General features: G+C 56.5%; 14 protein-coding genes. 6 read left to right on the plus strand and 8 right to left on the minus strand.

Annotated elements, in window-relative coordinates; all coding sequences use genetic code 11:
- Positions 1 to 127: 127 nt before the first annotated feature.
- The 6 genes from ruvB to aspS all read right to left on the minus strand — a co-directional run bounded on the left by ruvB (position 128) and on the right by aspS (position 5,383).
- Complete coding sequence (ruvB, locus tag IM282_RS16340) at positions 128 to 1,138, minus strand: Holliday junction branch migration DNA helicase RuvB (protein ID WP_192970645.1); 1,011 nt, start codon at positions 1,136 to 1,138, stop codon at positions 128 to 130.
- 8 nt (positions 1,139 to 1,146) lie between these two features.
- Positions 1,147 to 1,761 (minus strand): Holliday junction branch migration protein RuvA, encoded by a 615-nt coding sequence (gene ruvA, locus IM282_RS16345; protein WP_022648487.1) that lies wholly within the window; start codon positions 1,759 to 1,761, stop codon positions 1,147 to 1,149.
- An 80-nt stretch (positions 1,762 to 1,841) separates the two neighbouring features.
- The gene (ruvC, locus tag IM282_RS16350; RefSeq protein ID WP_014884319.1) at positions 1,842 to 2,363 is read right to left on the minus strand and encodes a crossover junction endodeoxyribonuclease RuvC; all 522 of its coding nucleotides are present in this window, start codon (positions 2,361 to 2,363) and stop codon (positions 1,842 to 1,844) included.
- Between the two features lie 34 nt (positions 2,364 to 2,397).
- Positions 2,398 to 3,138 carry a YebC/PmpR family DNA-binding transcriptional regulator gene (locus IM282_RS16355; RefSeq protein ID WP_003859747.1) on the minus strand — a complete coding sequence of 247 codons (741 nt, stop codon included), beginning with the start codon at positions 3,136 to 3,138 and terminating at the stop codon, positions 2,398 to 2,400.
- A gap of 27 nt (positions 3,139 to 3,165) precedes the next feature.
- Positions 3,166 to 3,609, minus strand: a complete 444-nt coding sequence (nudB, locus tag IM282_RS16360; protein ID WP_023300445.1) for a dihydroneopterin triphosphate diphosphatase — start codon at positions 3,607 to 3,609, stop codon at positions 3,166 to 3,168.
- 1 nt (position 3,610) lies between these two features.
- Positions 3,611 to 5,383, minus strand: coding sequence for an aspartate--tRNA ligase (gene aspS, locus IM282_RS16365; protein ID WP_023300446.1), 1,773 nt, complete (start codon positions 5,381 to 5,383; stop codon positions 3,611 to 3,613).
- Positions 5,384 to 5,646: 263 nt separating this feature from the next.
- Between aspS and IM282_RS16370 the strand changes: the two genes are divergently transcribed.
- From IM282_RS16370 to cmoB, 5 genes are read left to right on the plus strand one after another with little or no spacing between them, the layout of a single operon-like run.
- Positions 5,647 to 6,213: a hydrolase gene (locus tag IM282_RS16370; RefSeq protein WP_192970646.1), complete on the plus strand. Its 567-nt coding sequence runs from the start codon at positions 5,647 to 5,649 to the stop codon at positions 6,211 to 6,213.
- Complete coding sequence (locus IM282_RS16375; RefSeq protein WP_022648491.1) at positions 6,210 to 7,028, plus strand: DUF72 domain-containing protein; 819 nt, start codon at positions 6,210 to 6,212, stop codon at positions 7,026 to 7,028. Before IM282_RS16370 ends, IM282_RS16375 begins: the two co-directional genes overlap by 4 nt.
- Positions 7,029 to 7,079: 51 nt before the next feature.
- Positions 7,080 to 7,475 (plus strand): MAPEG family protein, encoded by a 396-nt coding sequence (locus IM282_RS16380; RefSeq protein ID WP_003859737.1) that lies wholly within the window; start codon positions 7,080 to 7,082, stop codon positions 7,473 to 7,475.
- 40 nt (positions 7,476 to 7,515) lie between these two features.
- Positions 7,516 to 8,259 (plus strand): carboxy-S-adenosyl-L-methionine synthase CmoA, encoded by a 744-nt coding sequence (cmoA, locus tag IM282_RS16385; RefSeq protein ID WP_192970647.1) that lies wholly within the window; start codon positions 7,516 to 7,518, stop codon positions 8,257 to 8,259.
- Positions 8,256 to 9,227: a tRNA 5-methoxyuridine(34)/uridine 5-oxyacetic acid(34) synthase CmoB gene (gene cmoB / locus IM282_RS16390; protein ID WP_032648765.1), complete on the plus strand. Its 972-nt coding sequence runs from the start codon at positions 8,256 to 8,258 to the stop codon at positions 9,225 to 9,227. The genes cmoA and cmoB overlap by 4 nt, the downstream gene beginning before the upstream one ends.
- Before the next feature lie 260 nt (positions 9,228 to 9,487).
- Here the strand turns inward: cmoB and cutC are convergent, their stop codons facing one another.
- Positions 9,488 to 10,231: a copper homeostasis protein CutC gene (gene cutC, locus IM282_RS16395; protein WP_023300450.1), complete on the minus strand. Its 744-nt coding sequence runs from the start codon at positions 10,229 to 10,231 to the stop codon at positions 9,488 to 9,490.
- Between the two features lie 78 nt (positions 10,232 to 10,309).
- The gene (locus IM282_RS16400) at positions 10,310 to 10,870 is read right to left on the minus strand and encodes a VOC family protein (protein ID WP_023306486.1); all 561 of its coding nucleotides are present in this window, start codon (positions 10,868 to 10,870) and stop codon (positions 10,310 to 10,312) included.
- Positions 10,871 to 11,108: 238 nt separating this feature from the next.
- Here IM282_RS16400 and argS point away from each other — a divergent pair, with 238 nt between their 5' ends.
- Positions 11,109 to 12,842 (plus strand): arginine--tRNA ligase, encoded by a 1,734-nt coding sequence (gene argS, locus IM282_RS16405; protein WP_022648494.1) that lies wholly within the window; start codon positions 11,109 to 11,111, stop codon positions 12,840 to 12,842.
- The last annotated feature ends 32 nt before the right edge of the window (positions 12,843 to 12,874 follow it).

The raw sequence follows: 12,874 nt of genomic DNA on the forward strand, positions 1-12,874 counted from the left end.
ACTACGACCGAAAAACCCAGAGTGTGCTCCGGATAGACTGAAAAGTGTTACCTATGTTCCCGGTCTGATCTGTTACCTATGTATCCGGTCATACACTTCGCTTACCGGGGCTACCATTAATCGCTACTTACGGCATCGCGGGCGGCGTAATGCCGAAATGATTCCACGCCCGCACCGTCGCCATACGACCACGCGGGGTACGCTGTAAAAAGCCCTGCTGGATCAGATACGGCTCCAGCACATCCTCGATAGTCTCACGCTCTTCGCCAATTGCCGCCGCCAGGTTATCCAGCCCCACCGGCCCGCCAAAGAACTTATCCAGCACCGCCAGCAGCAGCTTACGGTCCATATAGTCAAAGCCTTCGGCATCAACGTTCAGCATATCCAGCGCCTGCGCAGCAATGTCAGCCGAAATGGTGCCATCGTGCTTCACCTCGGCAAAATCACGCACGCGACGCAGCAGGCGGTTGGCGATACGCGGCGTACCGCGGGAACGTTTCGCCACTTCAAACGCTCCCTCTTCGCTCATATCCAGCCCCATGTAGCGCGCGCTGCGACCCACAATATGCTGAAGATCGGGCACCTGATAAAACTCCAGACGCTGCACGATACCAAAACGGTCACGTAGCGGTGAGGTCAGCGAGCCGGCTCGCGTCGTGGCACCAATCAGAGTAAACGGTGGCAGATCGATTTTGATCGAGCGCGCGGCCGGGCCTTCGCCGATCATGATATCCAGCTGGTAATCCTCCATCGCCGGATAGAGCACTTCCTCCACCAACGGTGACAGGCGGTGGATTTCATCGATAAACAGCACGTCATGCGGTTCGAGGTTGGTCAGCATCGCCGCCAGGTCCCCTGCTTTCTCCAGCACCGGGCCGGAGGTGGTACGCAGGTTAACGCCCATTTCGTTGGCGACGATATTCGCCAGAGTGGTTTTACCTAACCCCGGCGGACCAAAAATCAACAGGTGATCGAGCGCATCGCCGCGCAGCTTTGCCGCCTGGATGAAAATCTCCATCTGAGAACGAACCTGCGGCTGGCCAATGTACTCATCCAGCAGTTTTGGACGGATCGCGCGATCCACCACGTCATCTGGCTGAATGGTGCCTGCCGATACCAGGCGGTCTGCTTCAATCATCCTTTACCTCACAATGCAGCGCGCAGCGCTTCACGAATCAGAGTTTCACTGCTGGCATCCGGTTTGGCAACTTTACTCACCATACGGCTGGCCTCCTGAGGTTTATAGCCCAGCGCCACCAGCGCGGCAACCGCTTCCTGCTCGGCATCATCATCCGTCGCTGGCCCGCCCGGTGAAGTCAGCACCAGATCGGCTGCCGGAGTGAACAGATCGCCATGCAGACCTTTAAAGCGGTCCTTCATCTCGACAATCAGGCGCTCGGCGGTTTTCTTGCCGATGCCCGGAAGTTTAATTAACGCAGCCGGATCTTCGCGCTCAACGGCATTCACAAACTGTGGCGCTGACATACCGGACAGAATCGCCAGCGCCAGCTTGGGCCCGACGCCGTTGGTTTTAATTAATTCGCGGAACAGGGTGCGTTCCTGTTTGTTATTGAATCCGTACAGCAGCTGAGCGTCTTCACGCACCACAAACTGGGTAAAGACAACCGCCTCTTTGCCCGCCTCCGGCAACTCGTAGAAGCAGGTCATCGGCATATGGACTTCATAGCCCACGCCACCCACTTCCAGCAGCACTAACGGGGGTTGTTTTTCAATGATGATGCCTCTGAGTCTGCCTATCACGTGACGCTCCTGCGTTCTGGATGAAATTAACTGCCGACATAATAAAAAAAGGCTGGATAAACATCCAGCCTGATTTGTCATTATCGTAATCTGCCTCGCGCCAGATTGAGCCGCGACTCGCTCATTTGCATCGCGTTCTGGCTGACGTGGCAGTGGGTAATCGCAATGGCCAGCGCATCGGCGGCGTCGGCCTGCGGGTTCGCCGGGAGCTTCAGCAGGGTACGCACCATGTGCTGCACCTGGCTTTTCTCCGCGCTACCTATGCCCACCACCGTCTGCTTAACCTGACGGGCCGCGTATTCAAACACTGGCAGGTCCTGGTTCACGGCGGCAACTATCGCCACGCCGCGCGCCTGCCCGAGCTTTAACGCCGAGTCAGCGTTCTTCGCCATAAAGACCTGCTCGATGGCGAAAAAGTCCGGCTGAAACTGGGTGATGATCTCCGACACGCCCGCATAAATGAGCTTCAGGCGCGACGGCAGATCGTCCACTTTGGTACGAATACAGCCGCTGCCGAGGTAGGTTAGCTGGCGTCCCACCTGACGGATAACGCCATACCCGGTGACGCGTGAGCCGGGGTCAATCCCGAGGATAATCGACATCACGCGTCTCCCATAAACGGTTTACAGGCTCTCATCAGAGAGTCGCTGCAACCTCATCAGAGATTTCACCGTTGTGATACACTTCCTGCACGTCGTCGCAGTCTTCGAGCATGTCGATCAGACGCAGCAGTTTCGGTGCGGTTTCTGCATCCATGTCCGCTTTTGTGGAAGGGATCATGGACACTTCAGCGTTATCCGCTTTCAGACCTGCCGCTTCCAGCGCATCGCGCACGGCCCCCATCTCTTCCCATGCGGTGTAGACATCGATAGCGCCGTCGTCGTAGGTCACTACGTCTTCCGCACCGGCTTCCAGCGCCGCTTCCATGATCGCATCTTCGTCGCCTTTCTCGAAGGAGATGACGCCTTTTTTGCTGAACAGGTAAGCAACGGAACCGTCAGTGCCCAGGTTACCACCGGTTTTGGTGAACGCGTGGCGCACTTCCGCAACGGTACGGTTACGGTTGTCGGACAGGCACTCAACCATCACCGCCGTACCGCCAGGACCGTAACCTTCATAAATGATGGTTTCCATGTTCGCGTCTTCATCACCGCCCACGCCACGTGCGATTGCACGGTTCAGGGTGTCTCGCGTCATGTTGTTGGACAGGGCTTTATCAACCGCCGCGCGCAAACGTGGATTAGAGGCCGGATCGCCGCCACCCAGACGCGCCGCTGTTACCAGCTCACGAATGATTTTGGTAAAGATTTTACCGCGTTTGGCATCCTGTGCCGCTTTACGGTGTTTGGTGTTGGCCCACTTACTATGACCTGCCATAAAAAGTTCTCCAAAAATCGCGCCTTCTCAGGCAGCGTTAATTACAAATTCTTCTATCGCCTGCCGGTTGCTCCATGACTTGGTCAGTGCGGCGGCATCCGCCGCATCCACCCAGCGGTAGGTCAGGTGTTCCGTGAACACGATCTCCCGCTCATGGGGAAGCGCAAGGCAGAACCACGATTCCGTATTGCGCTCAATTCCCGGTGCATAGCGATGACGTAAATGGCTAAAAATTTCAAACTCCACCGTGCGCTGACAGTCCTTCAGGGTCAGTTGCTCGCGAGCAACGTCAATGGCGACCTCTTCCTTTACTTCACGCGCGGCGGCCTGCGGCGCGGACTCTCCCTCTTCCAGACTGCCGGTAACCGACTGCCAGAAATCAGGATCGTCGCGCCGCTGCAACATCAGCACCCGCTTCGAGTCTTCTGCATAAATGACCACCAGAACCGAAACGGGACGCTTATATGCCATATCAGTTTTTCTCTTCCTTCTTCACCACCTCAATGCCCAGCTCAGCCAGCGCGGCCGGGTTGGCAAAGCTTGGCGCTTCAGTCATCAGACACGCCGCTGCGGTGGTTTTCGGGAAGGCGATAACATCACGGATGTTGTCGGTGCCGGTCAGCAGCATGGTCAGACGGTCAAGACCAAAGGCCAGACCCGCGTGCGGAGGCGTACCGTATTTCAGGGCGTCCAGCAGGAAGCCAAACTTCTCGCGCTGCTCCTGCTCGTTAATGCCCAGAATGCCGAACACGGTCTGCTGCATTTCACCGCTGTGAATACGCACGGAGCCGCCGCCCACTTCGTAGCCGTTGATAACCATATCGTAGGCATTCGCTACCGCATCTTCCGGTGCAGCCTTCAGTTCCGCCGCCGTCATGTCTTTTGGCGAGGTGAACGGGTGGTGCATCGCGGTCAGGCCGCCTTCACCGTCGTCTTCAAACATCGGGAAGTCGATCACCCACAGCGGCGCCCATTTGCTTTCATCGGTCAGGTTCAGGTCTTTGCCGAGCTTCAGACGCAGCGCGCCCATCGCATCCGCAACGACTTTCTTGTTGTCTGCGCCGAAGAAGATCATGTCGCCGTCCTGCGCGCCGGTGCGCTCCAGAATAGCTTCCACGATGTCCGCATTCAGGAATTTCGCAACAGGGCTGGTAATGCCTTCCAGACCTTTAGCACGCTCGGTTACTTTAATATAGGCCAGACCTTTCGCACCGTAGATCTTGATGAAGTTGCCGTAGTCGTCAATCTGCTTACGGCTCAGCGCAGCACCGCCCGGTACGCGCAGGGCAGCCACGCGGCCTTTCGGATCGTTAGCCGGACCAGCAAAGACCGCGAACTCAACGGCTTTCACCAGGTCTGCCACGTCCACCAGCTCCATCGGGTTACGCAGGTCTGGTTTGTCGGAGCCGTAGCGACGCTCGGCTTCCGCGAAGGTCATGATTGGGAAATCACCCAGCTCAACGCCTTTCACGTCGTTCCACAGGCTACGCACCAGGGCTTCCATCACCTCACGCACCTGCTCGGCGGTCATGAAGGAGGTTTCGACATCGATCTGGGTAAATTCTGGCTGACGGTCTGCACGCAGATCTTCATCGCGGAAGCATTTCACGATCTGATAGTAGCGGTCGAAGCCTGACATCATCAGCAGCTGCTTGAACAGCTGTGGTGACTGTGGCAGCGCGTAGAATTTGCCCTTATGGACGCGGGATGGCACCAGGTAGTCGCGCGCGCCTTCCGGCGTGGCTTTGGTCAGCATCGGGGTTTCGATATCGAGGAAACCGTGGTCATCCATAAAGCGACGCACCAGGCTGGTGATTTTCGCACGGGTTTTCAGGCGCTGAGCCATCTCCGGGCGACGCAGATCCAGGTAGCGGTATTTAAGACGCGCTTCTTCGGTGTTGACGTGGTTGGAGTCCAGCGGCAACGCTTCTGCGCGATTGATAATCACCAGATCGGACGCCAGCACTTCGATAGCACCGGTCGCCATATCGGCGTTGATGTTTTTCTCGTCACGCGCACGCACGGTGCCCGTCACCTGAATGCAGAACTCATTACGCAGCTCAGAGGCCAGCTTCAACGCATCAGCGCGATCCGGATCGAAGAACACCTGAACGATACCTTCGCGGTCACGCATATCAATAAAGATAAGGCTACCAAGATCGCGACGACGATTGACCCAACCACACAGGGTGACCTGCTGCCCGACGTGGGACTGACGCAGCTGCCCGCAATATTCTGTACGCATGAGATATCCCTTAATTAGCCGCAGGCTGATTGTCGCCTGTCTTACAGGCTACGATGTCGCAGCTTTCTGTATGTCACAACTGGATGAAAAAAGGCGGCTATTATACTGGAAATTCTGCCGCACGATAAGAGCGAAGCACGGCCTGACGCGTGTTTGCTGTGCTCTTATTGTCTATTCTCACAAAAATTAACAAAATTATCCGACCGATAACAGGCCATCCCGTCGTAAGGTGTAAAAAAGCAATTAATTTTACTGGAGTGACAATGTTAACGCTTGATGCCACCAAAACCGCCCTTGTGGTCATTGATTTACAGGAAGGGATCCTGCCTTTTGCCGGTGGTCCACACACCGCTGACGATGTTGTAAGCCGTGCTGCGCGTCTGGCGGAAAAATGCCGGGCCAGCGGTGCGCCTGTCGTCATGGTGCGCGTCGGCTGGTCCACTGATTTCGCCGAAGCGCTAAAGCAGCCAGTTGATGCTCAGGCCCCGGCGCATGCGCTGCCGGACAACTGGTGGACGTACCCGGTCTCACTCTGTAAACGCGACAGCGATGTAGAAGTCACCAAACGCCAGTGGGGCGCATTCTATGGCACTGACCTGGAGCTCCAGCTGCGCCGTCGCGGGATAGACACTATTATTCTGTGCGGGATCTCCACCAACATCGGTGTGGAATCCACCGCCCGTAACGCCTGGGAGCTGGGCTTTAATCTGGTGATAGCGGAAGATGCGTGCAGCGCAGCCTCTGCGGATCAGCATCAGGGCAGCATGACCCATATCTTCCCGCGTATTGGTCGCGTGCGCAGCACGGATGAGATCCTCAGCGCGCTATGATGTACGTGGGTTTGCCCCAGTGGTCGCACCCGAAATGGGTGCGCCTGGGTATTACTGGCCTTGAAGAGTATGCCCGACACTTTAACTGCGTGGAGGGCAATACCACGCTGTACGCTCTGCCACGCACGGAGATCGTCGAGCGCTGGCGCGAGCAAACCACCGACGATTTCCGCTTTTGCTTCAAATTTCCGGCAACCATCTCCCACAACGCCGCGCTGCGAAACTGCGATGATTTAACCCACGAGTTTTTCACCCGGATGTCGCCCCTGGCAAACCGTGTTGGCCAGTACTGGCTCCAGCTTCCCGCCACGTTCGGCCCGCGCGATCTACAAGCCCTCTGGCAGTTTCTCGACGCCCTGCCCCACGATTTCACGTACGGTGTGGAGGTGAGGCATCCAGATTTCTTTGCCAAAGGCGACGCGGAGAAAGCGCTGAATCGCGGCCTGCATAAACGATCGGTCAACCGCGTGATCCTCGACAGCCGCCCCGTGCACAACGCAATCCCGCACAGCGAAGCCGTTGTTGATGCCCAGCGCAAAAAACCGAAAGTACCGGTTCACGCCATTGTTACCGCGCAGAACCCGATGGTCCGGTTTATCGGCAGCGATAACATGCAACAGAATGAAGAGATGTTCGCCGTCTGGCTGCAAACGCTCGCGAAATGGGAGCAAACCACCACCCCGTACCTGTTTTTACATACGCCGGATATTGCCCAGGCACCTGAACTGGTCGATGCTCTCTGGCAGGCCTTGCAGCAGGCGGTTCCGTCGGTTGGCCCCGCGCCGTCCATCCCACAACAATCTTCTCTTTTCTGAAATCACCCCCTATCATAGAGACGTGCCATCTGCCAAAAACAGGGAGTTAGTATGGTCAGCGCGCTGTATGCGGTGTTAGGTGCATTACTGCTGATTAAATTTTCATTTGATGTTGTGCGCCTGAGAATGCAGTACCGCGTCTCCTACGGTGACGGGGGCTTTTCTGAGCTGCAAAGCGCAATCCGGATCCACGGCAACGCGGTCGAGTACATTCCCGTCGCGTTAATTTTACTGCTGTTAATGGAGATGGATGGCGCTGAAACCTGGATGGTGCACGTCTGTGGGCTGCTGCTGATTGCAGGGCGTTTGATGCATTATTATGGTTTTCACCACCGCCTGATCCGCTGGCGTCGTTCCGGCATGAGCGCGACCTGGTGCTCGCTTTTGCTGATGGTGCTGGCTAACCTTTGGTATATGCCGTGGGAGTTGGTTTTCTCCTTCCATTAGCGCACAATATGCCCCTTTATTTTTCCCGGATTTTTACGTTATGTCAGATCGCGACACGCTTTTTTCCGCGCCTATCGCCAGCCTGGGCGACTGGACCTTTGATGAACGGGTAGCCGAAGTCTTCCCGGATATGATCCAGCGCTCTGTTCCCGGTTATTCCAATATCACCTCCATGATCGGCATGCTGGCGGAGCGTTTCGTTCAACCCGGCACGCAGGTCTATGACCTGGGCTGTTCGCTGGGAGCGGCAACGCTGTCCATTCGTCGTAACGTTCATCACGAAGGCTGCAAGATTGTGGCTGTCGATAACTCACCGGCCATGGTTGAACGCTGCCGTCGCCACATTGACGCGTATAAAGCCCCTACGCCTGTGGAGGTGGTGGAAGGCGATATCCGCGATATCGACATCCAGAACGCCTCGATGGTGGTCCTGAACTTTACCCTTCAGTTCCTGGTGCCGGACGATCGTCAGCGGTTGCTGGATAAAATTTATCAGGGTCTGAACCCGGGCGGCGCGCTGGTGTTGTCTGAGAAATTCAGCTTTGAAGACGCCAGCGTGGGCGAATTGCTGTTCAATATGCACCATGATTTCAAGCGTGCAAACGGCTACAGCGAGCTGGAGATCAGCCAGAAGCGCAGCATGCTTGAAAACGTCATGCTGACGGATTCCGTTGAAACACACAAAGCGCGCCTGCGCAAAGCTGGATTTGAACACAGCGAACTGTGGTTCCAGTGCTTTAATTTTGGTTCTCTGGTGGCGCTGAAAGCCGGAGACACAGCATGATCGAGTTCGGTAATTTCTATCAACTGATTGCCAAAAACCACCTTTCCCACTGGCTGGAAACCCTGCCTGCGCAAATTGCCACCTGGCAGCGCGATCAGCAGCATGGTCTGTTGAAGCAGTGGTCCAACGCCGTGGAGTTTCTGCCTGAACTGACGCCTCATCGTCTGGATTTACTGCACAGCGTGACGGCGGAGAGCGAAGAGCCGCTCCCGGCAGGGCAGATCAACCGCATCGAAACGCTGATGCGTAACCTGATGCCGTGGCGCAAAGGGCCGTTCTCGCTGTACGGCGTGAACATCAATACCGAATGGCGCTCAGACTGGAAGTGGGATCGCGTTCTGCCGCATTTATCCGACCTGACCGGGCGCACCATTCTGGACGTGGGCTGCGGTAGCGGCTATCACATGTGGCGCATGATCGGCGCAGGCGCGCATCTGGCCGTCGGTATCGATCCGATGCAGCTGTTCCTGTGCCAGTTTGAAGCGGTGCGAAAGCTGCTGGGTAACGACCAGCGCGCGCACCTGCTGCCGCTGGGTATCGAGCAACTCCCTGCTCTGAAAGCCTTTGATACCGTGTTCTCGATGGGCGTGCTGTACCACCGTCGTTCCCCGCTGGAGCATCTCTGGCAACTGAAAGATCAGCTGGTCAGCGGCGGTGAGCTGGTGCTGGAAACGCTGGTCATCGAAGGGGATGAACATGCCGTTCTGGTGCCAGGCGATCGCTATGCGCAGATGCGCAACGTTTACTTCATCCCTTCCGCGCTGGCGCTGAAGAACTGGCTGGAGAAATGTGGGTTTGTCGATGTACGCATCGCCGATGTGTGCGTGACGTCGGTTGAGGAACAGCGTCGCACCGACTGGATGATCACCGAATCGCTGGAGCAGTTCCTCGATCCGGACGACCACAGCAAAACCGTCGAAGGCTATCCGGCCCCGATGCGTGCGGTATTGATTGCGACCAAGCCGTAGTTTGTGCCGGCTGGCGGCTGCGCCTTACCCGGCCTACGCGTCGCACGTTTTCTCCAAAATAGTTCAAGTTGCAGCAAGGCGGCAACGCAGCGAATCCCCGGGAGCTTACATCAGTAAGTGACCGGGGTGAGCGAGGCGGCCAACGCGGCTGCGGCTTGAAATATGAAGGAGAAAAAAAGGCCCCTGTGTAATTTGCAGGGGCCTGGTACAAGCAAGCATCATATTGGGCGACATGATGCGCGGTAAAAATCGGTACGTTGCTACACGTGATGACGTTCAATCAGCGATTTCATTTCCGCAACCGACTCTCCATCCACACCGTAGCGCGAGTACTCATCCGCTTCAGCATCCGTCGACATTGACAACCCTGTATTGCGATAACGCATGGGTGAAGGTATCCATTTACCCGCCGAGCTGTGTAGCTCTTCCACCCCTGCGTTTAAAAACAGTTCCAGATTGCTGGCGCGTACTCCTGCGCCCGCCATGATTATTGGAACACCGGAATGTGCTTTTAGTTCCGTAATTAATTTCAGTCCTTTTTCAGCCGAGGGCTGCTGGCCCGACGTCAGAACGCGCGCCACGCCCAGTTCTGCCAGCGTATCAAAGGCTTGTATCGGATCCTGACACATATCGAACGCACGATGAAAAGTGACCGCCATTCCCTGGGCTGCGCGCATGACCTGGCGCATACGCGAAAGATCGATGTTTCCGTCTTCGTCCAGCACACCGATCACCAGGCCCGGAAAACCGGAATCACGGACGAGGGCGATATCCTCAAGCATGGCACTGAACTCACCCGCCGTATAACAAAAATCACCGCCGCGCGGGCGAATAATCGGGTGCACCGGAATGGTGATGGCCTGACGGGCTGATTTCAGCACGCCAAAGGACGGGGTTAATCCCCCTTCTTTCGGTGCCGCGCAAAGCTCGATGCGATCGGCCCCCTGCCGTTGCGCAGTGACGGCACACTCCACGCTGTAACAACAAATTTCCAGCAGCGCCATGTCATCCTCCTTAAATTTCAATCAACGTACCATCGTGGCACGTTGCCCGATTCGTGTCTGGATCGACGCTCACAGTGCTTACGCTTCGCTGGCGACGATCTGCTCAATAGTCCAGGGATGGAATTTCACCGTCACGCTGCCGTCCGTTACGGCAAGCGTAGGGTTCGGTAAGCGTTCGCGCTCACCTTTTGGCGAGCTGGTTTTGACGAAAATACCCGGCTGGCTTAACCCCTCGTCGGAAAGCAGCGCCAGCGCACGGGCGTTCAGCGTCTCGGGCTCCCCAGGCAGAACAATTTCGATATGCTCCCAGCCTTCGTGCGGATAACGCTTCTCTCCTGGCCAGGGCAGTTCCACAACGGTGAATTGCCAGTGCGCCACCGTAACCGGCGCGTGAAGTTTGAACAGGCAAATCGGGCGACCGTTAATGATATTCTCTGACAGCAGTTCACCGCACTGTTCAAAGCCACGCCGCCAGCGTTCGGCGGTGGCATTCTGGTGGCAGCGCAAAGAGATATGATCGGCCTCAAGCGGCGCGATATCCAGCCCGAGACGGGTGGCAAGTTCTGTGAACGCCTGGGTGAAGCGCGGTAAATCTGCGGAAATATCATGCAGTTCGTCAATGGTGTGCCAGTTCGCCATGGGTCAGTCTCGTTTCGTGTCGCAAAGCCGCTAATTTACTCTGTTGACCTCTGTCGACCAACCGCAGAATCACGGTTTTTTTGACTGCATGATTATGCATACCGTCTTCGCCTGGATTCTGAGCAATCTTCGCCCCCCGCAGGGCTGACGCCCGAGGCCATTTGCAGTATACTCCCGCCCTAAATTCTTAAACTGGCGTGGGTGTTTTTTACCCGCATCAAAAACGTAAGGTATCCAGGTGAATATTCAGGCTCTTCTCTCAGAAAAAGTCAGTCAGGCACTGATTGCCGCAGGTGCGCCTGCGGATTGCGAACCACAGGTTCGTCAGTCAGCGAAAGTACAGTTTGGCGACTATCAGGCTAATGGCGTGATGGCAGTGGCTAAAAAACTGGGCATGCCGCCGCGACAGCTCGCTGAGCAGGTACTGACGCATCTGGATCTCAACGGCATCGCCAGCAAAACCGAAATCGCCGGTCCGGGCTTTATCAACATTTTCCTTGAGCCTGCGTTCCTGGCAAGCCACGTTGACGCGGCGCTGAAATCTGACCGTCTGGGCGTGGCTCAGCCAGAAGCGCAGACCGTGGTGGTTGACTACTCCGCGCCAAACGTGGCGAAGGAGATGCACGTCGGTCACCTGCGCTCCACCATTATCGGTGATGCGGCCGTGCGTACCCTGGAGTTCCTCGGTCACAAGGTGATCCGCGCTAACCACGTAGGCGACTGGGGCACGCAGTTCGGTATGCTGATTGCGTATCTGGAAAAACAGCAGCAGGAAAACGCAGGCGAAATGGCGCTGGCAGACCTGGAAGGTTTCTACCGTGAAGCCAAAAAACACTACGACGAAGACGAAGCCTTTGCCGAGCGCGCGCGCAGCTACGTGGTGAAACTTCAAGGCGGCGATCCGTACTTCCTCGAGATGTGGCGCAAGCTGGTGGACATCACCATGTCCCAGAACCAGCTTACCTATAACCGTCTGAACGTGACCCTGACCCGCGACGACGTAATGGGTGAAAGCCTGTATAACCCGATGCTGCCGGGCATTGTGGCGGACCTGAAAGCCAAAAACCTGGCGGTGGAAAGCGAAGGCGCAACGGTAGTATTCCTTGATGAGTATAAAAACAAGGAAGGCGAACCGATGGGCGTGATCGTCCAGAAAAAGGATGGCGGCTACCTCTACACCACCACCGATATCGCCTGTGCAAAATACCGTTACGAAACCCTGCATGCGGACCGCGTGCTGTATTACATCGACTCCCGTCAGCACCAGCACCTGATGCAGGCGTGGACTATCGTGCGTAAAGCGGGTTATGTGCCGGATTCCGTGCCGCTGGAACACCACATGTTCGGCATGATGCTGGGTAAAGACGGTAAGCCGTTCAAAACCCGTGCGGGCGGCACCGTGAAGCTCTCCGATCTGCTGGATGAAGCGCTGGAACGCGCCCGTCGCCTGGTGGCCGAGAAGAACCCGGATATGCCTGCTGACGAGCTGGAGAAACTGGCTAACGCGGTTGGGATCGGTGCGGTAAAATACGCGGATCTCTCCAAGAACCGTACCACCGACTATATCTTCGACTGGGACAACATGCTGGCGTTTGAAGGCAACACGGCGCCGTACATGCAGTACGCTTACACCCGCGTACTCTCCGTCTTCCGTAAAGCCAGTATTGACGAAAGCGTGCTGGCGAACGCCACGGTGACCCTTACCGAAGACCGTGAAGCACAGCTGGCTGCCCGCCTGCTTCAGTTCGAAGAGACGCTCTCTGTGGTCGCGCGCGACGGTACGCCGCACGTTATGTGTGCATACCTTTACGATCTGGCCGGTCTGTTCTCTGGCTTCTACGAACACTGCCCTATCCTGACCGCCGAGAGCGAAGCGGTGCGTAACAGCCGCCTGAAGCTGGCGCAGCTGACGGCGAAGACCCTGAAACTGGGTCTGGATACCCTGGGTATCGAAACCATAGAACGTATGTAAAAAAGAAACCCGGCGGTTGCCGGGTTTTTTTA

Origin of the sequence: Enterobacter cloacae complex sp. P29RS, assembly GCF_014893445.1 — a bacterium.
Lineage (GTDB): Bacteria > Pseudomonadota > Gammaproteobacteria > Enterobacterales > Enterobacteriaceae > Enterobacter > Enterobacter intestinihominis.

Coding starts and splice junctions, on each gene's coding strand:
- IM282_RS16380 (WP_003859737.1), top strand. CDS start 7,080: ATGGTCAGCGCGCTGTATGCGGTGTTAGGTGCATTACTGCTGATTAAA.
- ruvB (WP_192970645.1), bottom strand. CDS start 1,138: ATGATTGAAGCAGACCGCCTGGTATCGGCAGGCACCATTCAGCCAGAT.
- IM282_RS16400 (WP_023306486.1), bottom strand. CDS start 10,870: ATGGCGAACTGGCACACCATTGACGAACTGCATGATATTTCCGCAGAT.
- cutC (WP_023300450.1), bottom strand. CDS start 10,231: ATGGCGCTGCTGGAAATTTGTTGTTACAGCGTGGAGTGTGCCGTCACT.
- IM282_RS16370 (WP_192970646.1), top strand. CDS start 5,647: ATGTTAACGCTTGATGCCACCAAAACCGCCCTTGTGGTCATTGATTTA.
- nudB (WP_023300445.1), bottom strand. CDS start 3,609: ATGGCATATAAGCGTCCCGTTTCGGTTCTGGTGGTCATTTATGCAGAA.
- ruvC (WP_014884319.1), bottom strand. CDS start 2,363: ATGTCGATTATCCTCGGGATTGACCCCGGCTCACGCGTCACCGGGTAT.
- cmoB (WP_032648765.1), top strand. CDS start 8,256: ATGATCGAGTTCGGTAATTTCTATCAACTGATTGCCAAAAACCACCTT.
- IM282_RS16355 (WP_003859747.1), bottom strand. CDS start 3,138: ATGGCAGGTCATAGTAAGTGGGCCAACACCAAACACCGTAAAGCGGCA.
- IM282_RS16375 (WP_022648491.1), top strand. CDS start 6,210: ATGATGTACGTGGGTTTGCCCCAGTGGTCGCACCCGAAATGGGTGCGC.
- cmoA (WP_192970647.1), top strand. CDS start 7,516: ATGTCAGATCGCGACACGCTTTTTTCCGCGCCTATCGCCAGCCTGGGC.
- aspS (WP_023300446.1), bottom strand. CDS start 5,383: ATGCGTACAGAATATTGCGGGCAGCTGCGTCAGTCCCACGTCGGGCAG.